A 22523-nucleotide genomic window follows, 5' to 3' on the forward strand; every position below is an offset into this window, starting at 1 on the left:
TCAGGAGGCGGCGTCGACCCGCTCCTGAGCGGCCTCCTGCGACTCGCCGCCCACCGGAACGGGGTCGGAGGCCCCGCGGGCCAGGTCCACGACGAACCCGACGACGGCCGCGACGACCGTGGGCACGACCCAGCCCATGCCCTGCGCGTGCAGAGGCGTCCAGCCGATCAGCGTCTCGATCGGGTCGGCGCCCACACCCAGATCGCTCAGCGTCATGAGCGCGGCCCACACAATGGCCACCGCCAGGGCCAGGCGGAACGTCAGGTTCAGGCGCCGGCGCGTGAGCGGCTCGATCAGGGTGAGCAGGATCAGCGTGATGCCTGCCGGGTAGAGGAAGCCGACGATCGGTCCGGCGATGGCCAGCACCGTCTCCAGCCCGGCGGTGGAGACCAGGAACGCGATGACCGTGAACAGGATCGCCCACACCCGGTAGGACAGGGCCGGGACCAGCTTGTGGAAGAACTCCGAGGTGGCCCCGATCAGCCCCACGGAGGTGGTCAGGCAGGCCAGCACGACGATCAGCCCGAACACCACGGCCCCGGGTCCGCCCAGCACCTGGACGGCGGCCTCGGCCAGGAGCGAGGCGCCGTCGGGGTGGGACTGGCCCTCGGGCATCCGCAGCCCCACGATCGCCAGGCCGATGTAGACGGCGGCCAGCAGGACGCCGGCGATCACGCCGGCCAGGCTGACTCCGCGCACGATCGCGGGGCCGTCGGAGACGCCCTTGGCCCGGAGGCTGGCCACCACGATGATCCCGAAGGCCAGACCGGCCAGCGAGTCCATGGTGTTGTAGCCCTCCAGGAAGCCCGTGACGTACGGGGCGGAGGCGTACTCCTCGGTGGGGCCGTGGCCGGGGGCGCTCAGACGCAGCACAGCCATCGTGATCAGCACCACGAGCAGGATCAGCAGCGCCGGGGTCAGGAAGCGTCCGAGCCGGTCCACGATCCCGCTGGGGTCGAAGGCCAGCAGCAGCGAGATCCCGAAGAACACGGCGCTGAACGCCACGGCGATCCACAGGGACTCCTCGCCCAGGTAGGGGGCGACGGCCGTCTCGTAGCTCACCGACCCTGTGCGCGGCAGAGCGTAGAACGCGCCGATCGACAGGTACACGAGCACGGTGAACACGACGCCGAAGACCCGTCCGCCGCGGTTGGCCAGATCCTGCAGATCGCGTCCGGTGACGGCGATGGCCAGGATGGCCAGGACCGGCAGCAGGACGCCGGTGCTCAGGAAGCCGAGCAGGGCCGGTGTCGTGCTGGAGCCCGCCTGAGCGCCGAGCATCGGCGGGAAGATCAGATTCCCGGCGCCGAAGAACATCGAGAAGAGCATCAGGGAGGCGACCAGCACGGCGCCGGAGCGACGGCCGCTCGATGCGGTCTCTGTGCTCTCCGGCGGCGGTGCGGTGGCGTGGGAGGAAGGGGTGCTCGAAGGGGACATCCGTCCATCATTCCAGCCGGAGGGCGTCGGAGGAGCCAGCGCGGACCGGGGAGCCCCGTCTGGCCTAGGCTCGGCTCAGGGCCGACGCGCGCCGACGAGCGTCGGCGCGCGGCTCGTAAAGGAGCACCATGCCCGCCGACCTCACCGGATCCTCGTGGCGCACTGAGGACTTCGACATCCCCGCCTATCTGCAGCGGATCGGCATCGAACCCGGCCCCGCGAGCCTCGAGCTGCTCGAGGCCGTGCACCAGGCGCACGTGCGCACGCTGCCGTTCACGAACGTCGACATCCTGCTGGGCACCTACCCCGGTGCGGCGCCGGCGGCCGTGCAGCGGCAGCTGATCGAACGACGCCGCGGTGGCTACTGCTTCGCCCACGGGCAGCTGATGGCCGCGGCCCTCGAGCACCTGGGATTCGAGGTCACGCGCCACCTGGGCCGGGTGGGCTCCCGGATCGGGCGCGCACGCACACCTCGCTTGAGGTCCGGCTCGACGACGGCGCCTGGTTCGCCGATCCCGGCTTCGGCTTCAGCATCCGCGGCCCCATGCCCCTTCGCGATGGCGCGGAGCGCGACGAGGGCGGCCGGCTCTTCGAGCTGAGCCTGGTGGGGGAGGGGCCGTCCACGGGCTGGGCGCTGCACCGCGACGGCGAGTTCCAGCACGTCTCCGACAGGCTGCCCGTGCGCCCGGTCGACATGCACACCGGGGACCAGATCACCTCCGGCGGCCTCGCCCCTGGCCCGTTCACCGTGATGCTGATGGCCAACCGCTGGACGGATGAGGGCCACGTCTCCATCACGGACACCACCCGGGTGGTGCGCGCCGACGGGAAGCCGACGCAGCACCAGGAGATCACTGCGCGCGAGGCCGTCGACGCCGCCATCGAGCTCGGGATCGAGCTGGACTCCTCCGAGCGGGAGGCGCTTCATGACGTGCTGGTCGGGCTGCGGCGTCGGCGGGAGGCCGCCGAGCTCTCGGGCTGAGTTCTCAGCCGAACCGGCGGTGGGCGGCGCGCAGGGTCTCCAGCAGCTGCGTCGGTCCGTCGCCGATCTGCGCGGGGATGGCTCCGCGGCCCGACTCGATCCGCGTGGCGCGCTCGGCCCAGCTCGGGCGGTGCGCCGGATCGTCCAGGGCGGCGCGCTGCTCGTCGATCCGTCGGGCCGCTGCCGGGCGCGGCGTGTAGAGAACGTGCCCGGCCGCCCCGGGCAGCGACCCGTGGGCCGGGGCGAAGGCGATGATCTCGTCCCAGCGCAGCCGGTGCAGAGTGGACCAGGTGCCTTCCGGCCTGTGCTCGAGCACCAGGGACTCGTCCGTGAGGATCAGCTGGAGGCCGCAGCGGCGGATGCCCAGAGCGCGTCGCACCGCGTGGCACCCGAGGACCACGAGCACGGCACCGAGCCACAGTCCGGGGCGCAGGAAGATCTGTGCGACGGACTCCAGCCCGCGCCCGGCCAGCGCGCACAGCAGCGCCCCGACGGCCGAGACCATCAGACCGCCCAGAAGCCTCAGGGCGGTGCGGCGCGGGTTCGAGGGGATGATCAGCAGCCCGTCCTCCTCGAGGATCGCGAGCTGCTCCGTGCTGTGCATGGGGCCAGCGTAGGCATCGCACGCATGGCAGGGTGGAATTTGCTGAGGTAAACTCGGACTATGGCATCCGCACAGAGGGACCAAGGCAGCGTCGACGGGGGCTTCGTGTTCTACTCCGCGCGCTGCCATGTCCTGTTCCGGGTGCTCGCGGCGCTGTGCATCGGCATGCTCCTCGTACTGGCGGGCATCGTGCCGACCATCGTGCTGGCCAACGGGAGCTGGCGAACGGGCATCGTCCTGGTCGCTGTGATGGTGCTGCCGACAGCGGGGCTGTGCACGCTGCTGTGGATGTCGCAGCTGTGGCGCTTCACCGTCACCTCGCGTGGCCTGGTCGTGCGCAGGATGGGGCGCACTCGCCAGATTCCCTGGCCGGCGGTGGATCATCTCGAGGTCGACAGGAGCTTCTACTGGTCAGGCGCCGTGGTAGTGGTCCTGCGCGACGGTCGACGGCTGCGCTCGAACGGCACTTCCACGCGAATGACCATGCACCGCGGGGAGCCGATCGTGATCGACTTCCACGACTGGCATGCCCCAGCCCGTCCGTTCCACGTGGCCGCGGAGATCCACCAGCGGTACCTGGCCGGTGAGTTCGACCGCGAGCTCGCCGCCAGCGCTCTCACCGGGTCCGCGCTGCCTCGCTGAGGATCGTGTGGATCAGCCGCGCGGCGGTGCGCGCCGTGCGGGAGTCCACGTCGAAGGCAGGATTCAGCTCGACCACGTCCGCGTGGCGCAGCTTGCCGGATGCCGCTGCCGCCTGGCAGGCCGCCAGGATCACATGCGCGGGCACGCCGAGCCCGGCCGGGGCACTGACTCCGGGAGCCGCCGAGGCCGGGAGCACCCTCCGAAGGTTCCGATCGCACAACATTGCAGTCGATAATATTGTGCGATCATGAATCATGGAGAAGGGTGAGAAGCGCACGCCGCTCACCTCGCCGAAGGGACACTGCCATGTCCGATCGATCCGCCTCTGCCGACCGCCCCGCCGCCGACTCCTCCGCACCAGCTCCTGATCCTGCCGCGACTCTGCCCGAGCCGGGCACCCTCGAGTACGCGTTCCTGGCCGCCACCGGCTCGGCTCCGCCCCTGAGGACGTGGAGCCGGGCCCGCAGCGCCTGCTCCGGAGGCTGCTCTCCCGGAGGCCGTCCGCCCCGAGACCGCCCGGCCGGCGCCGTCCCGGGCCGGCGGCCCCGTGCCGTCGAACCTGATCCTGAAGAAGTTCGTCGACCGGCTCCCGATCCCGCCGGTGCTGCGGGCCTCGCGGCGTCCGTCGGGGCGCGGTCTGGAGATCCGCGCGGACGTGGTGCGGACCAGGCTGCATGCCGAGCTGCCGGAGACCGAGATCTGGGGATGGGAGGGCTCCTGCCCGGGGCCCACGATCGAGGTCGAGCGCGACCAGGCCCTCGAGATCGACTGGGTCAACAGCCTGGGCGACCGCAAGGGCGCCCCGGCTGCGCTGCCCTACGACGTCGTGCGCGTCCCGCAGCGGCCGGAACCTGGGCTCCCGTTCAACGGCGACCGCACCGAAGCCGTGAGCCCCGGCGGCTAGTCGGCATCGCGCGGCAGCGGACCGAGGGCCTTTCCTGCCCTGCCCGGCACCGAGCAGCTGCGCGGCTGGATCTCCGTCCATGTCCACGGCGCGCTGACCAACGGCCACGACGACGGTTGGGCGCACAACGTCCTGGCCCTGGGCGATACCGCCCGCACCCGCTATCCGAACCGGCAGAGCGCCCGGACCATGTGGTACCACGACCATGCCATGGCCGTGACTCGCTTCAACGTGTACGCGGGACTGGCCGGGTTCTGGCTGATCCGCGACAGGAACGAGCGCTCCCTGGGGCTTCCCGACGGGGAGCGCGAGATCCCGCTGATGATCGGGGACCGCAATCTCGAGACGTCTCCTGCGGGCCGTGGGCCAGGGGGCCTCACCGGACGGATGCTCTACAAGCAGGCGGGATTCACCTTCACGCCCGGCGGGCAGCCCGGGGAGGTCCCGATCGTCGGGCCGTACAGCCTGGTCAACGGGAGGATCTGGCCCTTCGTCGACGTCGAGCCGCGCTGGCATCGGCTGCGGCTGCTCAATGCCTCGAACTCCCGGGTCCTGCGGCTCGCGCTGCACGACCCGCGCCGCGATCCGGCGAGGACGGAAGGCTCCCGGGATGCCCAGTGGGCCTCGGGCGATGCGCAGGTGCGGGCGGCGCGCAAGGCCGCCTCGCGGCTGAGCGGGCGCCTGGTCGTGATCGGTGCGGGATGCCGGACTGCTGCCGGCCCCTCACCGGCCTTTCGGCGACACGGTCGTGCTCGGGCCCGGCGAGCGGCTGGACGTGCTCGTGGACCTGCGCGGGCTCGACGAGACGCCCGTCGAGCTGCGCAACGAGGACGGCGTGCTGCACGCCGTGCCTGGCGACGCTGAGGCGTCGATCCTGCAGCTGCGCGTGGGCCGGCGCCGGGGCGCGGTGCGAGACGTGGGAGCCGCCGGCGGTGCTCGACCGCTCGTTCCGAAGGTATGAGCACCTGGAGGGAGGGCGTCTGCGAGCCGGCCACGAGATCGTGGAGCACCACGAGCACCTCTGGGTCGGGATCATCCCGCCAGGACCGGCCGGCGGGGTGCACCCGGAGATGTGGGAGCTGGCGGAGATCCCGGCGGGCGAGACTCTGCCGGAGCGCGAGCTCATCCAGGTCGTGGAGCACGGCGGAGCGGTCCGCTCGCTGCGCCCGGTGGCCAAGCTCTTCGACGACGCCACGACGATCCGGCTGAACCGCGGGGACTGGGCCGCGTGGCACTTCCTGCACCTGGGCGGACCGGCGCATCCGATGCACATCCACATGGCCGACTTCCAGGCCATCGGACGCCGCCGGATCGACCCGGCCTCGTGGGATCCGGTGCGGGCCCGCACCACGGCCCCGCTGGTGGGCAGGCCAGTGCCGCCGGAGGAGTTCGACGACCTGGTGCGCGCGCCCAAGGACACGTGGACCATGAACGCCGGCGAATGGTACAGCGTGGCCGGGCACTTCGAGGGGGCCTCGGGCAGCTTCATGTACCACTGCCACATCCTGGATCACGAGGATCACACGATGATGCGCCCCTTCACGGTCCTGCCGCGGGACATCATGACCTTCCACGCCGGTCACGGATCGTCCGGGCACGACGGCGGGCACCACCCGCACTGAGCGCGGCGACGGGTGCGGGCGGCCCCGCGGTCCGGCCCGCACCCGTCGCGGTTCATAATCGTGGTCATGAGCGATTCGATGAGCACCCCGCAGCCGCACAGCCACTCCCACGACCATGACCACGGCGGGAGAGGACCTCGAGCTGCTGCGCCGCGGGAACACCGCCGAGGCATGGGATGCGATCTACTCGCCCGCCGAGCGTCGCTGGAGCGGCCAGCCGAACCAGGCGCTCAGGGCCGAGGTCGCAGGCCTCGAGCCCGGCACCGCGCTCGACGTCGGCTGCGGAGAGGGCGCCGACACCGTCTGGCTCGCCCAACAGGGGTGGCAGGTCACCGGCCTGGACATCTCCGGGGTGGCCCTCGAGCACGCCCGCGCCGCGGCGGAGGCCGCCGGTGTGCGGGCCGAGTGGATCCACTCCGGGCTCGACGACGTCGAGCTGCCCGAGGATGGCTTCGACCTCGTCTCGGTGTTCTACCCGGCCCTGCCGTCGCAGCCTGAGGGCGTGAACCTCATCGCGCTGCTCGGCGCAGTCGCCCCGGGAGGCACGCTGCTGTTCGTCGGCCACGCGGACATCGACCCCGAGGAAGCCCGGGCTCGCGGCTTCGATCCGGAGGACTACCTCTCGATCGACGATCTGGAGGCTGCGCTGCAGCGCTCCTCGCGCTGGGAGATCGCCGTCCGCGAGCGTCGTCCCCGCCATGTGGAGGGCGGCGCCGGCGGCGGCCACACGCACGACGAGATCCTGAAGGCGGTGCGCTCGGCGGACTGACCCTCGGCGGGGCTGGTAGCGTCCCGAAGCCATGGACCCCGCGCAGCAGCAGCCCGTGAGCGAGACCTCTGCGGCAGGAGGGCGCTCGCGCCCAGTCGCCCCGTCGTCGCAGCCCTCAGTCGATCCCGTACGCGCTGCGGAACCCGCCGAGGACGACCTGCGCACCCAGTCGGTGCGCTGGGCCGTCGAGCTGTTCGAGCGCGAAGGGTTCGAAGCCACGAGCGTGGCGGACATCGCCGCCGCGGCGGGCATCTCCCGAGCCACCTTCTTCCGTCAGGTGGGCGGCAAGGAGGACGCGGTCTTCGCCGATCACCCCCCGCTGCTCGAGCGCATCGAGGCTTGGATGCTCCAGCGGCTCGCGGAGGACGGGGCGGAAGCGCACGTGATCGTGTGCGAGGCCTCCCTGCAGGTCCTGTCCCACCTGGCTCGAGACCTTCCGGCGGCCCGGCGACGCTACGGCGTGGTCCGCTACGTGGCGGCTCTGCGCGAGCGCGAGATCGTCACCGAGCGGCGCTACGAGCGGCTGTTCGTCCAGACCCTGCGCGCCCACCTGCCGCAGGCGGATTCCCTGGGCACCGTGGTCTTCGCCGCCGCCGTGACCGCGGCGCACAATCACGCGCTGCGCTCTCTGCTGCGCGATGAGCATGCCCAGCAGCCGCAAGCCGTCGACGCGGCCGTCGAGCCGCTGCGCGCAGCCCTCAAGGATCTGGGCGCCCGGCTGGCGACCGGCTCGGCGGGGCTCGGCGGCGAAACCGGCGAAGACGGCGATGGCCACGGCGGTCCGGGCGCGCACAGCGGTCCAGGCATGCTCGATGGAGGCAGTCGGGCGGACAGCTCTGCGGCGGATGAGGTGACGGTCGTGGTGGCCACGGCGCCGTCGTCGTCGGGCTCCGGGGTCGATGTCGACGCTGTCGTCGAGAAGGTGCGCAGAGCTCTGAGCTGAGGTGATACTGCGTCTCATTCCATTTGAGACGCAGTATCGCTAGAGTGGGGCCATGACTGAGACCCCGCTTCCCGGCGCCACCGAGCCCGAGTACTCGGTGACCGACGCCCTGGACATCGACTACTACAGCCTCTTCACGCAGATCCCGGAGGCCGACCGCGAGCTCTGGGAACGGGCTCGGGAGGTGGGCACCGGGCTGCAGGAGCGCATGGCCGCGGCGTGGGACGCCCACGAGTACCCGCTCGAGGCTGTTGCCGCGCTGGGGGCCGCCGACCTGTTCGTCGACGGGCTCGAGCACCCCCTGCTGAGCGAGATGTCCCCGCTGGGGGCCGGGCTCGTGAACATGGAGCTCTCCCGCATCGACGGCTCGCTCGGCACCATCGTGGCGGTGCAGGGCGGTCTGGCCCTGCGCAGCCTGATCCTGCACGGCAGGCCCGAGCAGCAGCAGCGCTGGGCGAAGCCGCTGGCTTCAGGCGAGGTCTTCGGCGCCTTCGCGCTCACCGAACCGGATCACGGCTCGGACTCCGCGCAGCTGGAGACCGTCGCCGAGCGCACGGCCGAGGGATGGACGCTGCGCGGGGCCAAGAAGTGGATCGGCAACGGGGCCGCCGGCGGGATCAGCTTCGTGTGGGCGCGCGTAGTCGACGATTCCGTGCCCGAGGGCGTGCCCGGGGCCACCGGCTCGGTGCGCTGCTTCCTGATCCCGCAGGAGACGCTCGGCTACCGCGCCGAGGTCATCAAGGGCAAGGGCGCTCTGCGCGCGATCGACCAGGCGCTGATCCGCCTGGAGGATGTGAAGGTCCCCGCAGATGCCGTGCTGCCCGGCTCCACGAGCTTCCGCGACGCCTCGCGCGTGCTCTACGCGACCCGCTCCGGGGTGGCCTGGTCCGCGCTGGGCCACGCGACCGGCTGCTTCGAGTCCGCGCTGTCCTACGCCAAGCAGCGACGCCAGTTCGGCAAGCCCCTGGCTGAGCACCAGCTCGTGCAGGAGCGGCTGACCCGCATGCTGTCCATGCTCACGTCCATGCAGCTGTACTGCTCCCAGCTCGCCGCCTCCGAGGCCGGAGGGCATCTGCGGCCCACCCAGGCCTCGCTGGCGAAATACCACAACACCCGCACGGCCCGCGCGATCGCCGCCGAGGCCCGCGACCTCATGGGCGGCAACGGGATCCTGATCGACAACGGGGTCATGCGCCACCTGGCGGACATCGAGGCGATCCACACCTACGAGGGCACCGAGTCGGTGCAGGCGCTGCTAATCGGCCGAGACCTGACGGGCTTCAGCGCGTTCGCCTGAGCGCAGGCGTCGTCGTCGGGTTCGAGCGCTTCAGCTGTTGAGCCCGCGGGCGGCGACCTTCCACGAGCCCAGCACGGCCCCGCCGTCGATCACCGTGACGGAGCCGATGAGGTTCAGGGTCAGGCACACGTGGTTGGGGATCACGCGCAGCTGCTCGCCCATGGCCGGCAGCGCGTCCTCGGGCGGGAAGACGACGGTCGCGTGGTGCTCGGACAGCGCCGTGATCCGCGCCCGCGGGTGGTTCGGCAGGCGCCCGTACCCGGTGGCCCACGCCGGGCGGTCGCTGCCGAGGACCTTCGAGCCCGCGTCCAGCACGATCCGACGCAGCGACGGTCCGTCGTCCTCCGCTTCCTCGTGGTCGTGGCGGGAGACGACGGTGGCCGCGACCGACAGGGACACGTCCTGGATGCCGATGCGCCCGAGCTCGAGCTGCTGGGCGTCGCCGAAGACGTAGACGCCCGGGCGGATCTCCTGCGCCGCCGTGGGCTCCTCCACCTCGGCGGTGGGGCTCGAGCCGCCGCTGACGTGCACGATCTCGTGGCCGGCCTCGCGCAGCTCTCGGGCAGTGCCTGTAAGGATCGCGCTCTCCTGGGTGGCCGCCGAGGACTGCTCGCCCGGGGCGTAGCTGTGCCCCGGGAAGGTGAAGAGGCCGTCCAGTCGCACGCCCAGCTCCCGGGCGCGCTGCGCGATCGGCAGGGCGTCGTCGGGCAGCACGCCGCTGCGGTGGTGGCCGCTGTCCAGCTCCAGGGACACCGAGAGCGGCGCATCGCCCAGCTCGCGGGCGATCTGCTCGACGGCCTCGACCGAATCCGTGCCGATGCGCAGCCGCGTCTTCTCCGCCAGCAGCTTCAGCCGCACAGCCTTGCGCATGTCGACCCACAGGGGATAGGCGATGAACAGGTCCTCGATGCCGGCACCAGCGAAGACCTCCGCCTCGCCGATCGTGGCCACGGTCAGGCCCACCGCACCGGCGTCGATCTGCCGGCGGGCGATCTCCGGGATCTTGTGCGTCTTGGCATGCGGGCGCAGCATCAGGCCGCGCCGAGCCGCCGAGTCGGCCACCCGAGCGATATTGGCATCCAGGATCCGACGATCCACCACCACCGCAGGTGTGGACAGGGGCAGATCCGGCAGGTGCTGGGCGGGGAAGTCGGCATGAGCTTCGGTCATGGCCCGACCCTATCTGCGTGCGCCCGGGCCCTGAGCCCCCACCCGACTGCCCGAATCCGAACCGCACCGCCACCGACAGGCCAAGTCGTCACCGGTTCCGGCGGCTTGCGGTGAGGAAGCGGCCACCGGATCCAGGAGCGGTGGGCAATCGGCCAGTCGCTGGAAGGGGAGCGGCGATGCGGCCGCTCGGGCGCCCGGACATCTGCGGGACATCAGGCGGGTCTAGGATCTGCTCGACGGCCGCAGGGCCGCCCGTGCGTCGCAGCCGCGGCGCCGCTGCCCCACAGGAGCCTCGATGTCCCCGGCTGAGCCGCACGGAACCCGCAAGACCGACCGCTCGACGCTCGGTGAGCCCGGAACAGCGTCGTCTGTGCGGTCGAACTCGAGTGCCGGATCACCTGAATCCACAGGACCCACGCCCACGGATCATCCGGCCGATGAGTCCGCCGGTCTCGCGGATCTGCTGGACGAGCAGCCCGTCCAGGAATCCCCGGAGACGGGGCTGCCTGCCGAGGACCGCACCACCCTGACCCCGGTCGAGGCCTTCGAGGCCGCACGCGACGGATCCCCTGATGACGGACAGCCACAGGGACAGGAAAAGGTGACCGGGCCGACCCTCGACACAGCCGCTTCGATGCGCGGGGGCGAGGCCGGGTCGCGTCGTCTGGTGCTGATGCTGGTCGGGGTGGCGGCGGCACTGCTGGCTCTGGAGGGGATCAGCCGCTACGCCAGCTTCATCGCCCCGGTCTTCTTCGCGCTGAACATGGTGATCATCGTCCACCCCCTGCACGCCTGGCTCGTGCGAAGGCTGCGGTGGCCGGTCTGGCTGGCCGCGATCACCGCTCTGGTAGTCGTGCTGATCGCGCTGCTGGCCTTCTTCTACTCCATGGGATGGGCGATCTTCGCGCTGCTGACGGCATTGCCCGGCTACTCCGGAGAGTTCGCCGCGCTGGGCGATGACCTCATGCAGTGGCTCGCGCAGTTCGGCGTGACGACCGAGACCATGGCGGCCAACATCGAAGCCAATGTGCCCGACATCGTGGGCTTCTCGACGGAATGGCTGCTCGATGTGGCCTCGAACGTCTCCGTAGTGGCCACCATGCTGGCGATCGTCATCACCGCGATCTTCTTCCTCACCCTGGACTCCATGACCATCCGCCGGCGGATGGGCGTGATCCTGCTGCAGAAGCCCCTGGTGGGCCGCGCGCTGCTCAGCTTCGCCGCCGGGGTGCGCAGGTACTGGATCGTCACGACGGTCTTCGGGCTGATCGTGGCGCTCATGGACCTGGGCTACCTGTGGGCCCTGGGGATCCCGCTGGCCGGTGTCTGGGCGGTGCTGGCCTTCGTGACGAACTACATCCCCAACATCGGGTTCGTCATCGGCATGATCCCGCCGACCATGATGGGCCTGCTCGAGGGCGGCTGGCTCGATGCGCTGGCCGTGATCCTGGGCTTCAGCGTGATCAACCTGGTCATGCAGTCGTTCATCCAGCCCAAGTTCACCGGCGACGCCGTGGGAGTCACCCCGATGGTCTCGTTCGTCTCCGTGCTGCTGTGGTCGCTCGTGCTCGGCCCGCTGGGGGCGCTGCTCGCCCTGCCGGCCACGCTGCTGGTCAAGGCCCTGCTCGTGGATCCCAACCCAGACGTGCGCTTCGTCAACGCGCTGATCGCCTCCTCGCCGGAGGACGGGCTGTCGTCGGCGGCTGCCGAGCAGGCCCGTGCTTCCCGCGGCGCCCTGGCCCGTTGGATCAGCGGGACCACCCGACGCCGGCGCCGCCCCGCACCGGTGGCGGGTCGCAGCACAGCGGAGGCGAGCGACTCGACGCAGGCCTCCGAGGCGCCCGCAGCCTTGGCAGACGAGCGCTCCTGACCCGTCACGGAAGCTTCCCGCGTCAGCGACATGCGGGGTCTCACTCCACTGAGTCCGACAATTTGAGGGACGCGTCATCTTTTTCCCGTACCGTGGAAACATGAACTCGCAGATTTCCCTGCAGACCAGTCCGTTCACCGCCGTAGGCGACCTTCCTCTGCATCCGCTCGTGGTGCATCTTCCGGTCGTGGTGCTGCCGCTGACGGCCATCCTGCTGATCGTCGCGGCGGTGGTGCCAGCCGTGCGTCGACGCGTCCTGGGCCTGTCCGTGATCGGCGCCGCGCTCGGGCTGGCCGGGGTCATCCTGGCCCTGATCTCCGGCGACGCCTTCGCCCAGCAGGTCGGCATGCCGCAGCAGCACGCCGACGCCGCGAACCGCCTGCTCGCGGCCTCGATCGCGCTGTTCGTGCTGACGACGGCCTGGTGGATCAGCCGGGTCCTCGCCGACCGGAAGCAGCGCCGAGGTCGAGGGCTCGGGCGCAGGTGCGCTGCCGACGGTCCTGGGCGCGCTGAGCGCTCTGACGGGCGCGGCCGTGCTGATCTTCGCCGTGCAGACCGGTCACACGGGCGCCCAGGCCGCGTGGTCAGGGGCCATGGCCACGGGCGACCCTGCGGGCACCAGCGCCGAGGAGTCGTCCTCGGCCGCCACCGAGTCCGAGGCTGAGACCTACACGATGGATGAGGTTGCCGAGCACGACGGCGACGAGTCCTGCTGGGCCGCGTTCGACGGCGGCGTCTACGACCTCAGCGACTGGATCGCCCAGCATCCCGGGGGTGAGGGCGCGATCGAGTCGCTGTGCGGGAGCGACGGCACCGAGGCCTTCACCGGCCAGCACGAGGGCAGCGATCGGGTGGCCGAGCAGCTCGCGGAGTTCAGGATCGGCGAGCTCGCCGCCTGAGCCTGCTGGCGCACTCAGCGCAGTCCGGCCCGCGTCTGCGGCCGAGCCCCGGAGGTCCTGCCGTCCGGGGCCGGGAGTCGCAGTCCCGGCCTTCCGTGCTGGACCGGGACTCGCAGTCGCTGCCGTCCGGGATCATCGGAGAGCGCGCTGCGCTCAGTCGCCGATCCGGACCTCGGCCGTGCCTGCGACCGCTGCGAAGCGCTCCGGCGTGGCGGTGAGCAGGATGACCTGAGCCCGGCGTCCGGCCGATTCGAGAGCCGCGGCCAGGCTGGCCAGACGCTCGGGGTCGGAGTGGCCAAGGGCGTCGTCGAAGATCACCGGCACTCCCTCCACCGGATCCACCAGGGTGGCCACGGCCAGGCGCACCAGCACGGCGAGCTGCTCGCGGGCGCCCGTGGACAGCGACGACTCGTCGATCCAGGTCCCGTGCATGAAGCGGCGGGTGACCTCCAGATCCTCGTCGACCTCGACCCGGAAGCTTAAGCCGAAGACGTGGGCCCCCAGCCGCTCCAGCTGCTGGCGGAACGGCTCCGTGTAGCGGCGATGCGCCTCCGCCTGGAAGCGCTCCAGGGTGTCGGCCAGCAGCTTGGCGGCCGCTGCCCGCCGCAGATGGCTGCTCAGCTCCTGAGCGACCGCGCGGCGCCGGGTGAGCGCGGTGTCGAAATCGGACTGCTTCTGGTCTCGGTCCAATGCCATCAGAGCACCCCGGGACTGGGCGCGCTGATCGCGGGCCTGATCCAGCACCCGGCGCAGTGCCTCTGGGCGGCGCATGCGCGCCTCGTACTGGCTGCGCTTGTGCTCGCCGTCCTGGTCCTGCCACTGCCGCTCGAGCTGGGCTGCCTGCTCCTGGGCCCGCGCGAGCTCGTCGATGGCCTCCTGATGCGAGGCCTCCACGGCATCGTCGGCGATCTGCTCGCGCTCGTGGGCGAGCTGCTGCTCGTCGCGCTGCGCGGACTCCGCCTGCGCGTCCAGCGCGGCCCGCGCGGCACCCAGCTCCTCCCGCCGGGCTGACAGGGCCGCTTCTGCGCCGGAGACGTCGTCGCGCACGGTCTCCAGCGTGCTGCGGGCGTCCTCGGCGGCCTCCTCCGCCTCCTGCAGGGCATCTGCGGCTTCCTGCGCCGATCCGGTCATGGCCGGAGGATCTGAGTCCGCGGGCCGCTCCGAATCGGCCAGCAAGGAGGCAAGCCGCTCGTGCTCGCGGCGCAGCTCGGCCTCGTCGTGCTGGGCGAGCACGCTGCGGCGGCGCTGTACCAGGGCGGTGCGCTCGCGCTGCGCCTCCGTCTGCTCGCGCAGCAGATCGCGGGCCTCCTGCGGGGAGGCGACCTCCCACCGGACCAGCGCTTGCCGCAGGGCCTCCTGAGCGTCGTTCGCGGCCCGGCTGCGGTCCTCGCGCCCCTTTTCGGGGACCACGCTCACCCGCAGCTGCCCCGGCAGCTCGAGGTCGATCTGCTCGGTCACGGCGCGGGTCTGCGCTTGCTGATCGAGCAGCTCGATCGACTCGTCGCCCAGGTGCACCGTGCGGGGGCCTCCCAGGGCGGTCACCGTCAGCTCGGCGGAACCGGCTGCGACCTGCGCTCGAGCGGTCGCCAGGGCCCGCTCGGCGGCATCGATCCGCTCGACGTCGGCGGCGCCGATGGGGGAGTCAGGAGCCTGACCCAGCGCCTCGAGCTGCTGGGCGATCTCCTCGAGCTCGTGCAGCTGCTGTGCCAGCTCGCCGTGGCGCTGCCGGTGCTGGACCAGGCGCTGGGCGGTGCGCAGCGCTCGGACTCTGCCCCGGGCCTGCTCCTCCGCAGTGCGAGCGCTCTCGAGCTCGGTGCGGTGCTGCTGCGCTGCTTCCTGCGCGGAGTCGAGCTTGACCTGCAGCGCTTCTGCCTCCGTACGCAGCTGCGCGGCACGCTGGTGAGCCTCCTGTGCCCGGGTGCGCAGCCGCTCGCGCTGCTCGAGATCGGATCGGCGCTGCTCGGTGCGCGATGAAGCCGCCTCCGCCGCCGCTGCGGCCTGCTCCCTGCGGGTCTGCAGCTGAGTGAGCGCGGCGGCCGAGACTCTGGCCTGCTCGGCGTCCTCCTCCGCTGACGCGAGGGTGCGCTGGGCGGCGGTCAGCGCGCGCTCGTCCCGCTCCAGGCGCTCCTCGGCTTCCACGAGGCTCGCGAGCTCGGCGTCGGCTCGCTCATGGTCGGCCACGGCCTCACGGTGCCGGTCGCGCACGGCCTTGGTGGCGGCGTTCTCCTTGCCGCCGGCCGTCCAGTACCGCTCGCGCTCGGCCTGGGCCAGAGCGAGCAGGCTCGAACCGGACTCGCTCTGGGCGCTGCCTCCGCTGGCCTGCTCCAGGGCGGACTTCAGCGCCGAGGAGTCGGTGAGCCTCTCCCGGCCCGAGGCCGAGCCCTGCAGCATGCGCAGCGCCGACCACAGCGTCTGATCGGAGCGCTCTCGCAGGGCCATGACGGTGTCGTGGGCCTCCCGCCCCGAGAGCGTGTCCCCGGAGCGCGGTCCCTCGAGGAAGCGCAGGGTGGTCTTCTTGGCCTTGAGCCACTGCTTGCGGTACAGCAGGCGGTGGCCCTCCAGGGTGAACTCCGCCTCCACGGCGATCCCCAGGTCATCGCCCACGGGATCCGCCGCCTTGACGGCCTTGGCCCCGGAGCTGTCCGGGATCTCCAGCAGGAGGTCGAAGGCCTCGATGAGGGACGACTTCCCGGACTCGTTGCGCCCCTGCAGCACGGTGATCCCTGTGTCCGGGAACTCGACCGTGCGGTCCCGGACTCCCTTGAAGCTGTCGACGGCGATGCGGTGGATCCTCATGCGCGCTGCCCTCCGCTCAGCCGCACCAGCAGGCGCAGGGCATCCTGGGCGGTCTCGTGCTCAGCAGGCGGCGCCGGCTCGCGGAGCATCTCCTCCTGCTCGGCCTGCTCCGAGAGCTCTTCTGCGGCGATCGGCTCGGGCGACCCGTCCTCAGCGCGCTCCCGCTCGGGCTGCCAGGCCCTCTCCCGAAGCTCCTCGAGGGTCTGCTGGGCGAAGCCGCCCAGCGAGATCTCCTGCATCTCCTCCTGGCTGGGCAGGATCACGATGTCCGTGTGCCGGTCCCAGGCCTCCAGCGACGCGAAGCGCGCCCCCTGGGATTCGAGCAGCTCGTCCAGCTGCGCCGCCTGCCCGACCGTGAGGGCTCCCCGCAGAGCCGTCTTGACCATGGTCCGCTCCTTGGGCGTCTGAGCATCCAGCTCGGCGGCCAGCGCCTCGAGGTCCTCCGGGCCGTCGAGCTCGCGCTCGATCACCACGTGGCGCCACCGCCCGACCTGGTGGTCCTGCACCGTGACCTGGGACCCGGCCGGGGCCTGCGGATCGATCTGGACCTCCAGCACCAGGCCCAGACCGGTCTCCCGGAAGCTGGTGGTCTCGTGGGCCCCCGAGTACTGGATGGCCCCGCGTCCGTCCTGCGGCCAGCGGATGTGGCGATCGCCCAGTGCGACGTAGTGGATCCGCCCGTCCGCCAAGGCTGCCTCCAGCGGTGCCCGCCTGACGGTGACGGGGGAGGAGGCATCCGGATCCAGCTCCTCCAGCATGCCGTGGCCGACGAGCACGCGGACGGTCCCATCTGCCTCCAGACCCTCCAGCGCCGGAGCCACGGGATCCGCGTCCGGCTTGCGGGTCCGCCACGGCGCCCCGACCACCTGGACGCCGTCGAGCACCTGGACGGGACCGGAGTCCCGCAGCAGCATGACGTTGTCTGGGAGGCCGTCGCGCACGGCGGGCGAGTCCCACAGCGAGCCCGTGCCCAGAGGGTCGTGGTTGCCCGGAAGCAGCAGCACCGGCAGCTCGCAGCGCATGGCCTCCAGCGCCCGGCCCATGTCCTGAGGGCTGAGATTGGCATGGTCGAACACGTCTCCTGCCACGACCACGAACGAGCATTCGCGCTCCAGGGCCAGCGCCAGGAGGGTGCGCACGGTGTCCACCCGGTCGGCGGTGAAGCGCGGCTGAGCCTCACCGGCCAGGTAGTGCCGGGTCATGCCCAGCTGCCAGTCGCTGGTGTGCAGGAAACGAACGGTCACGGCGGGCCTCCATCAGGGCGCTCCGGCGGATGCGGGGACGAGAACGGGCCGGGGAAGCGAACTCCCATGACCCTAGGAAGCAAGTCCGACATCACAAGGTCCGGGTGAGACCCGATGTCAGGCCGTCAGCGAGGTGATGATCCCGTAGATTGGGCCCACGGAATGCGCGGCGGCCGTGCGTCCCCTTCCGGTGCCGCCGCCCCTGAGAGCGAGGAGACCCCATGTCGCAGAACACCCCTTCCGAGCCGACCTGGAACCCGGAGACCAGCCCGGCCGGCGTGTCCGCCTCCGAGGTGCCCGGACAGCAGCCGGAGCAGCCTCGTCCCGCGCAGGAGCCGGCGCCTGCGCCCCAGCAGGCTCCGCGCCAGGCCTCACCGACCGATCCCAAGCTCGACGGCCACAGCTCCGGCCCGGGCGCCGGCGTGTGGGCCGCGCTGATCGTGGGCATCCTGGTGCTGGTCGTCCTGCTGATCTTCATCCTCCAGAATATGGAGGACGCCACGATCCACTTCATGTCCTGGACCTCCTCCATGCCCACCGGCGTGGCCATGCTGCTCGCCGCGATCGCCGGCGCCCTGGTCATGGCCCTGGTCGGCTCGGTGCGACTGTTCGCCGTGAACCGTCGCGTGCGCAAGCTCGAGAAGGAGCGCGAGCGCATCAAGTCCACGCTGCGCTGAGCGCGCTGATCGATCCGCGGAGCATCTCCATGACGGCCGCGTCCTCGCCTGTGCGGGACGCGGCCGTCGTCGTGCCGAGGCATGCGGCCGTCGTCGGAAGCGGCTCTCCGTGAGCGATCGTGCGGACGTCGTCGTCATCGTGCATCCGCTGAGGCGCCATGCCGCTGCGATCGAGCCCCTGCTGCGGCAGCGAGCGGCCGCGGCCGGGCTGCGGGTGCGCTTCGAGGCGACCACCTCGCAGCGCCCGGCGCGCAGCAGGCCGCCCGGGCCGTGGCCGACGGAGCGGCTCGGGTGATCGTCGCCGGCGGCGACGGCACCGTCCGCAGCGTCGCTTCCGGCCTGGCAGGCTCGGGAGCGGCGCTGGGGATCATCCCGACGGGCACCGCCAACCTCTTCGCCCGGAATCTGGGCCTCCGTGCGCCGCGCACCGCCAAGGCGCTGGAGGCCGCCCTGCGTCGAGCGTTCGCAGCAGACCCGACCCCGCAAGACGTCGGCCTCCTGAGCTGGCGCGGCACCGATCTGCAGCGGCATGACGACGTCTTCCTGGCGGTCGCCGGCATGGGCGAGGACGCAGCGGTCGTGGCCGCCACGGACGAGGCGCTCAAATCCCGCACCGGCTGGCCGGCCTACCTGCTGCGCGGTGCCGCCAGGCTGCGCTCGCCCCTGCACACCCTCGGCATGCGCGTGGACGACGGTCCCGAGCTCGAGCTGCTCGCCTGGTCCGTGCTGATCGGCAGCGCGCCGCGGATCCCGCTGGCCATCCGCGTCTTCCCGCACGTGCGCACGGACTCCGGGGACCTCGAGCTGCTGCGAGCGCCTCAGTCCCTGCGCGACTGGGCGAGCATCGGCTGGCTCGGGCTGATCCGACGACCCCAGCGGGCGCGCGCCCTGCATTACGACTGCGCCCTGTCCGTCGAGCTGCGAGCGCGGAGCCCGCTTCTGCTGCAGGCCGACGGCGATCTGCTGGGCCGCGCTGTCCAGGTCCGGGCCGAGGTCCGCCCCGGGGCGCTGCTCGTGGCGAGCTGAGCGGAACGACGTCCGTCGAGCCGTGGACGGGACTGCCGCGCCGAAGCCCGTGACGGAGCGCAGCCGTACCGATGCCACACTGATCCCGAGAACCAGCACCCGAGCATCACCTCCCAGGAGGACCCCATGGCAGCACGACTGAGCCCCTTCATCATGTTCTTCGGCGAGAACCACGGACAGGCGGAGACCGCCCTGAGCACGTGGGTCAGCGCATTCCCCGACTCAGAGGTGCTCGAGCTGTCGCGGTGGTCCGAGGACGACGAGAAGGAGGTCGCGGGCACGATCTCCCAGGGCCTGATCCGCGTGGCGGGGACCACCGTGCGGGCCTTCGACAGCGCCTTCGACCACGGCTTCCCGCTGACCCCGGCGGTGTCGATGTTCGTCGAGCTCGACACGCAGGAGCAGGTCCGCGCCGCTCACGAGGCCCTGCTCGACGGCGGCACCGAGCTCATGCCGCGGGGGGAGTACCCCTTCAGCCCCGCCTTCGTGTGGCTGCAGGACCGCTGGGGCGTGAACTGGCAGATCAGCGCGGCGGGCTGAGCCGTCCGCGTCGCGCGACCCGCCGGAACGGCCCTGCGACGCACTGCGGCCCCGCTCACCGATCGGTGAGCGGGGCCGCAGTCTGATCCGGTGCCTCAGCAGAGGCGGGAGATCACTTCTTGAGGCTGTCGATCGCCTCGTTCAGCGTGGTCGAGGGACGCATGACCGCGAAGGCCTTCTCGTCCTCGGGGCGGTAGTAGCCGCCGATGTCCGCGGGAGAGCCCTGGACCTCGAGCAGCTCGGCGACGATCTTCTCCTCGCCGTCGGACAGGCGCTGGGCGACGTCGGCGAAGGCCGAGGCCAGCTCGGAGTCCTCGCTCTGCTGCGCCAGAGCCTGGGCCCAGTACAGGGCCAGGTAGTAGTGCGAGCCGCGGTTGTCGATCTCGCCGACCTTGCGCGAGGGCGACTTGTTCTCCTCCAGGAAGCGGCCGGTGGCCTCGTCCAGGGCGTCGGCCAGGACCTGCGCCTTGGGGTTGTCGTAGCGCGAGGCCAGGTGCTCGAAGGAGGCCGCCAGCGCCAGGAACTCGCCCAGAGAGTCCCAGCGCAGGTGGTTCTCCTCGACCAGCTGCTGCACGTGCTTGGGTGCGGAGCCGCCGGCCCCGGTCTCGAACAGGCCGCCGCCGTTCATCAGCGGGACGATCGAGAGCATCTTGGCGGAGGTGCCGAGCTCCAGGATGGGGAACAGGTCCGTGAGGTAGTCGCGCAGGACGTTGCCGGTCACCGAGATGGTGTCCTCGCCCTTGCGGATGCGCTCGATCGAGAACTTGGTGGCCTCGATCGGGCTCAGGATGCGCAGATCCAGTCCCTCGGTGTCCTCCTCGGCCAGGTACTTCTCGACCTTCTCGATGAGGTTGCGGTCGTGGGCGCGGGACTCGTCGAGCCAGAACACGGCCGGCATGCCGGACTCGCGCGAGCGGCGCACGGCGAGCTGGACCCAGTCCTTGATCGGGGCGTCCTTGGCCTGGCAGGCGCGCCAGATGTCGCCCTGCTCGACCTCGTGGGACATCAGGACCTCGCCCGCCGAGTTCACGACCTCGACGGTTCCCGGGGCGGGGATCTCGAAGGTCTTGTCGTGCGAGCCGTACTCCTCGGCCTTCTGCGCCATGAGGCCCACGTTTGGGACGGTGCCCATGGTGGTGGGGTCATAGGCGCCGTTGGCGCGGCAGTCGTCGATCACGGCCTGGTAGACGCCGGCGTAGGAGGAGTCCGGCAGCACGGCCAGCGTGTCCTCCTCGGTGTCGTCCTTGGACCACATGTGCCCCGAGGTGCGGATCATGGCCGGCATGGAGGCGTCCACGATGACGTCCGAGGGCACGTGCAGGTTCGTGATGCCCTTGTGCGAGTTCACGTAGGCCAGGGCCGGGCCCTCTGCCAGGCCCTTCTCGATCTCGGCCTTGATGCCGTCACGGACCTCGGGATCCAGCTGCTCCGCGCCCGAGAGGATCGAGGCCAGGCCGTCGTTGGCGGACAGGCCGGCCGCGGCGAGCTGATCGCCGTAGACCTCGAACAGGGTGGGGAAGAAGGCGCGGACCACGTGGCCGAAGATGATGGGGTCGGAGACCTTCATCATGGTGGCCTTCAAGTGCACGGAGAACAGCACGCCCTCGGACTTGGCGCGCTGGACCTGCTCGGCCAGGAAACCGTCCAGGGCGCGGGCGGACATGTTGGTCGAGTCCACGACCTCACCCGCGAGCACCGGCACGGACTCCTTGAGCACCTGCTCGCCGTCCTGCGAGCGCAGGCGGATGGTCAGGGTGTCATCGGCGGGGATCACGACGGACTGCTCGTTGTCGCGGAAGTCGTTCGCGTCCATGGTCGCGACGTTGGTCTTGGAGTCCTTCGACCACGCGCCCATCTTGTGGGGGTTCTTCTTGGCGTAGTTCTTCACGGCCTTGGGGGCGCGGCGATCCGAGTTGCCCTCGCGCAGGACCGGGTTCACGGCCGAGCCCTTGACCTTGTCGTAGCGGGCGCGGACGTCCTTCTCCTCGTCCGTCTGCGGGTCCTCGGGGTAGTCCGGGATGTCGAAGCCGGCGGCCTGCAGCTCCTTGACCGCGGCCTTGAGCTGCGGGACGGAGGCCGAGATGTTCGGCAGCTTGACGATGTTCGCCTCGGGCGTCTTGGCCAGCTCACCGAGCTCGGCGAGGGCGTCGTCCAGGCGCTGGTCCTCGGTCAGGCGCTCCGGGAACAGGGCGATGATGCGACCGGCCAGCGAGATGTCACGGGTCTCGACCTCCACGCCGGCGGTGGTGGCGAACGCCTCCACGATCGGCTTGAAGGAGTAGGTGGCCAGCAACGGGGCCTCATCGGTCTTGGTCCAGATGATCTTGGGCATATGAGTCGTGACTCCTTCGTTCGACGTCATGCGGTGCGTGATCGCCTTCAAACCTACCCGATCCGACCTCTCCATCAGAGGCCTGGGTCACGCTGCCCGGGCGGCAGGCTGGGACGACGGGTCCGCTGTTGCGCGCGGCGCGAACGCCGACGTCAGCGCGTCCCTGCCTCAGCTTCCGGACAGCTGGAGCGGGTAGAACGGGTCCATGCTCTGGAGATGGCTCGTCAATTCGATCGCGGTGGCCCTGGCCACCGCCCTGGTGCCCGGCATCCACCTGAACACCGCGACCCTCGGCACGCAGATCCTGGTGATCGTGATCGTGGCCGCCGTGCTCGGTGCGTTCAATGCCGTGGTCAAGCCCGTGCTGCAGCTGCTCAGCGGCTGCCTGATCATCCTGACGTTCGGGCTGTTCCTGATCGTGATCAACGCCGCCATGCTGCTGGTGGTCTCCACCGTCATGGAGGTCTTCGGCGGCTACTGGGCCGTCGAGTCGTTCTGGCCGGCGGCCGTGCTCGGCTCGCTCGTGATCTCGCTGGTCAGCATGTTCATGGGCGCGTTCGAGCCCAGGCGGCGCGACGTCGTCGTGGTCGAGCAGCGTCCCGGTGCCGTTCCGGGCCGCGATCCCTACGGCCGCCCGTGCGCGGCGGCTCGCAGGCCCCGCGGCGCAGCGGGGCCGGACACCTACCAGTACCGCGGCGACGACGGCCGCCTGCACGAGGGCGAGATCTACGACCCGGAGGATCCCACCGGCCGCGGCCGCTGAGCACTC

Annotated in this window: 21 protein-coding genes and 3 pseudogenes; 17 read left to right on the forward strand and 7 right to left on the reverse strand. The window is 71.2% G+C overall.

Annotation, left to right across the window (positions count from 1 at the left end):
• Complete coding sequence (gene brnQ / locus OVA15_RS01095) at window positions 1-1437, reverse strand: branched-chain amino acid transport system II carrier protein (protein WP_268142529.1); 1437 nt, start codon at window positions 1435-1437, stop codon at window positions 1-3.
• A 128-nt stretch (window positions 1438-1565) separates the two neighbouring features.
• Between brnQ and OVA15_RS01100 the strand changes: the two are divergent.
• Together OVA15_RS01100 and OVA15_RS01105 are read left to right on the forward strand one after the other, a co-directional pair.
• Window positions 1566-1877, forward strand: a pseudogene (locus OVA15_RS01100) (arylamine N-acetyltransferase); the annotation flags it as partial.
• A complete protein-coding gene (locus OVA15_RS01105) occupies window positions 1850-2419 on the forward strand; it encodes an arylamine N-acetyltransferase (RefSeq protein WP_268145553.1) in 570 nt (189 codons plus the stop codon). The pseudogene OVA15_RS01100 and the gene OVA15_RS01105, both read left to right, overlap by 28 nt.
• Before the next feature lie 4 nt (window positions 2420-2423).
• On the opposite strand, the gene OVA15_RS01110 is transcribed toward OVA15_RS01105, so the two are convergent.
• On the reverse strand, window positions 2424-3023 hold the full coding sequence (locus OVA15_RS01110; RefSeq protein ID WP_268142531.1) for a hypothetical protein: 600 nt from the start codon (window positions 3021-3023) through the stop codon (window positions 2424-2426).
• Window positions 3024-3083: 60 nt separating this feature from the next.
• Here OVA15_RS01110 and OVA15_RS01115 point away from each other — a divergent pair, with 60 nt between their 5' ends.
• Window positions 3084-3665, forward strand: coding sequence for a PH domain-containing protein (locus OVA15_RS01115; RefSeq protein WP_268142533.1), 582 nt, complete (start codon window positions 3084-3086; stop codon window positions 3663-3665).
• Here the strand turns inward: OVA15_RS01115 and OVA15_RS01120 are convergent.
• A pseudogene (locus OVA15_RS01120) lies at window positions 3640-3861 on the reverse strand (arginase family protein); the annotation flags it as partial. The gene OVA15_RS01115 and the pseudogene OVA15_RS01120 overlap by 26 nt on opposite strands.
• A gap of 351 nt (window positions 3862-4212) precedes the next feature.
• Between OVA15_RS01120 and OVA15_RS01125 the strand changes: the two are divergent.
• The 6 genes from OVA15_RS01125 to OVA15_RS01150 all read left to right on the forward strand — a co-directional run bounded on the left by OVA15_RS01125 (window position 4213) and on the right by OVA15_RS01150 (window position 9200).
• Window positions 4213-4569: a multicopper oxidase domain-containing protein gene (locus tag OVA15_RS01125; RefSeq protein WP_268142535.1), complete on the forward strand. Its 357-nt coding sequence runs from the start codon at window positions 4213-4215 to the stop codon at window positions 4567-4569.
• A 69-nt stretch (window positions 4570-4638) separates the two neighbouring features.
• Window positions 4639-5433, forward strand: coding sequence for a multicopper oxidase family protein (locus tag OVA15_RS01130; protein ID WP_268145555.1), 795 nt, complete (start codon window positions 4639-4641; stop codon window positions 5431-5433).
• Window positions 5434-5501: 68 nt separating this feature from the next.
• Entirely contained in the window at window positions 5502-6191 is a 690-nt protein-coding gene (locus OVA15_RS01135) for a multicopper oxidase domain-containing protein (RefSeq protein WP_268142537.1), read from the forward strand.
• Window positions 6192-6306: 115 nt separating this feature from the next.
• Entirely contained in the window at window positions 6307-6960 is a 654-nt protein-coding gene (locus tag OVA15_RS01140) for a class I SAM-dependent methyltransferase (RefSeq protein WP_268142539.1), read from the forward strand.
• Window positions 6961-6991: 31 nt separating this feature from the next.
• A complete protein-coding gene (locus OVA15_RS01145) occupies window positions 6992-7903 on the forward strand; it encodes a TetR/AcrR family transcriptional regulator (protein WP_268142541.1) in 912 nt (303 codons plus the stop codon).
• A gap of 52 nt (window positions 7904-7955) precedes the next feature.
• Complete coding sequence (locus tag OVA15_RS01150) at window positions 7956-9200, forward strand: acyl-CoA dehydrogenase family protein (RefSeq protein ID WP_268142543.1); 1245 nt, start codon at window positions 7956-7958, stop codon at window positions 9198-9200.
• Between the two features lie 30 nt (window positions 9201-9230).
• On the opposite strand, the gene OVA15_RS01155 is transcribed toward OVA15_RS01150, so the two are convergent.
• A complete protein-coding gene (locus OVA15_RS01155) occupies window positions 9231-10370 on the reverse strand; it encodes an alanine racemase (protein WP_053447039.1) in 1140 nt (379 codons plus the stop codon).
• A gap of 295 nt (window positions 10371-10665) precedes the next feature.
• Between OVA15_RS01155 and OVA15_RS01160 the strand changes: the two genes are divergently transcribed.
• The 3 genes and pseudogenes from OVA15_RS01160 to OVA15_RS01170 all read left to right on the forward strand — a co-directional run bounded on the left by OVA15_RS01160 (window position 10666) and on the right by OVA15_RS01170 (window position 13139).
• Window positions 10666-12240, forward strand: coding sequence for an AI-2E family transporter (locus tag OVA15_RS01160; protein ID WP_268142546.1), 1575 nt, complete (start codon window positions 10666-10668; stop codon window positions 12238-12240).
• 100 nt (window positions 12241-12340) lie between these two features.
• A pseudogene (locus OVA15_RS13340) lies at window positions 12341-12640 on the forward strand (DUF2231 domain-containing protein); the annotation flags it as partial.
• A 133-nt stretch (window positions 12641-12773) separates the two neighbouring features.
• Window positions 12774-13139, forward strand: a complete 366-nt coding sequence (locus OVA15_RS01170) for a cytochrome b5 domain-containing protein (protein ID WP_268142549.1) — start codon at window positions 12774-12776, stop codon at window positions 13137-13139.
• Between the two features lie 153 nt (window positions 13140-13292).
• Here the strand turns inward: OVA15_RS01170 and OVA15_RS01175 are convergent, their stop codons facing one another.
• Both OVA15_RS01175 and OVA15_RS01180 read right to left on the reverse strand, forming a co-directional pair.
• Window positions 13293-15935, reverse strand: coding sequence for an AAA family ATPase (locus OVA15_RS01175; protein WP_268142551.1), 2643 nt, complete (start codon window positions 15933-15935; stop codon window positions 13293-13295).
• Window positions 15932-17179, reverse strand: coding sequence for a metallophosphoesterase family protein (locus OVA15_RS01180; RefSeq protein WP_053447043.1), 1248 nt, complete (start codon window positions 17177-17179; stop codon window positions 15932-15934). Before OVA15_RS01180 ends, OVA15_RS01175 begins: the two co-directional genes overlap by 4 nt.
• Before the next feature lie 221 nt (window positions 17180-17400).
• On the opposite strand from OVA15_RS01180, the gene OVA15_RS01185 reads away from it, so the two are divergent.
• The 4 genes from OVA15_RS01185 to OVA15_RS01200 all read left to right on the forward strand — a co-directional run bounded on the left by OVA15_RS01185 (window position 17401) and on the right by OVA15_RS01200 (window position 19422).
• A complete protein-coding gene (locus OVA15_RS01185; protein WP_024290941.1) occupies window positions 17401-17856 on the forward strand; it encodes a lipopolysaccharide assembly protein LapA domain-containing protein in 456 nt (151 codons plus the stop codon).
• A 109-nt stretch (window positions 17857-17965) separates the two neighbouring features.
• On the forward strand, window positions 17966-18151 hold the full coding sequence (locus OVA15_RS01190) for a hypothetical protein (protein WP_268142553.1): 186 nt from the start codon (window positions 17966-17968) through the stop codon (window positions 18149-18151).
• The gene (locus tag OVA15_RS01195) at window positions 18148-18882 is read left to right on the forward strand and encodes a diacylglycerol/lipid kinase family protein (protein ID WP_268142555.1); all 735 of its coding nucleotides are present in this window, start codon (window positions 18148-18150) and stop codon (window positions 18880-18882) included. Before OVA15_RS01190 ends, OVA15_RS01195 begins: the two co-directional genes overlap by 4 nt.
• 126 nt (window positions 18883-19008) lie before the next feature.
• Window positions 19009-19422 carry a VOC family protein gene (locus OVA15_RS01200; RefSeq protein ID WP_268142557.1) on the forward strand — a complete coding sequence of 138 codons (414 nt, stop codon included), beginning with the start codon at window positions 19009-19011 and terminating at the stop codon, window positions 19420-19422.
• Window positions 19423-19534: 112 nt separating this feature from the next.
• Here OVA15_RS01200 and OVA15_RS01205 read toward each other — a convergent pair whose 3' ends face one another.
• Window positions 19535-21754 carry an NADP-dependent isocitrate dehydrogenase gene (locus OVA15_RS01205; protein WP_268142559.1) on the reverse strand — a complete coding sequence of 740 codons (2220 nt, stop codon included), beginning with the start codon at window positions 21752-21754 and terminating at the stop codon, window positions 19535-19537.
• A 205-nt stretch (window positions 21755-21959) separates the two neighbouring features.
• On the opposite strand from OVA15_RS01205, the gene OVA15_RS01210 reads away from it, so the two are divergent.
• The gene (locus OVA15_RS01210; protein WP_268142561.1) at window positions 21960-22517 is read left to right on the forward strand and encodes a phage holin family protein; all 558 of its coding nucleotides are present in this window, start codon (window positions 21960-21962) and stop codon (window positions 22515-22517) included.
• The last annotated feature ends 6 nt before the right edge of the window (window positions 22518-22523 follow it).

The organism is Kocuria sp. SL71 (genome assembly GCF_026672465.1).
Classification (GTDB): domain Bacteria; phylum Actinomycetota; class Actinomycetes; order Actinomycetales; family Micrococcaceae; genus Kocuria; species Kocuria palustris.